The organism is Brachybacterium hainanense (genome assembly GCF_042434575.1).
In the GTDB taxonomy this organism is placed as follows: domain Bacteria; phylum Actinomycetota; class Actinomycetes; order Actinomycetales; family Dermabacteraceae; genus Brachybacterium; species Brachybacterium hainanense.
Genome location: NZ_JBHLSV010000060.1, coordinates 1 through 525, shown reverse-complemented (window position 1 = coordinate 525; position 525 = coordinate 1). Strand labels below are relative to the sequence as shown.

The 525-nt window shown below is 63.4% G+C and carries 1 protein-coding gene; it reads right to left on the bottom strand.

Features of this window, described 5'->3' with window-relative positions:
- On the bottom strand, positions 1–519 hold a 519-nt coding region (locus tag ACFFF6_RS19930; protein ID WP_446680636.1), incomplete at its 3' end, for a thiolase family protein.
- Between the last annotated feature and the right edge of the window lie 6 nt (positions 520–525).

The window sequence follows — 525 nt, the reverse complement described above, 5'->3', positions numbered from 1 at the left end:
CCAGCCGGCCCGCGTGAGGCAGTTCCGGCTGGCCGGAGTCGGGCCGGTGCCCATGATGGCGGGATCAACGCCTGCGTTGGCGTAGGCCTTGATGGTGGCCAGTGGAGTGAGGCCAAGGGCCCTGGCTTTTTCGGCGCTGCACACCATGACAGCGGCCGCGCCATCATTGAGGGACGACGCGTTGCCGGGGGTAACCGTGCCGTCTTTTTTGAATGCCGGGCGCAGTTTGCCCAGGCTTTCACCGGTCACGCCCTGTTTCGGGCCCTCGTCCCGGTCAACCGTCAGCGGCTCGCCTTTCCGCTGGGGAATGCTGAGTGGAACGATCTGGCTGTCGAAATGGCCGGCCTGTTGCGCCGCCACGGCTTTTTGCTGGGAGGCGGCGGCAAATTCGTCCTGTTCTTCACGGCTGATGCCGTATTTGTCCACGATGTTCTCGGCGGTTATGCCCATGTGGTAGTCCTTGAAAGCGTCCCACAGGCCGTCGTTAACCATGGTGTCGATCATGGTCCAGTTGCCCATGCGCTG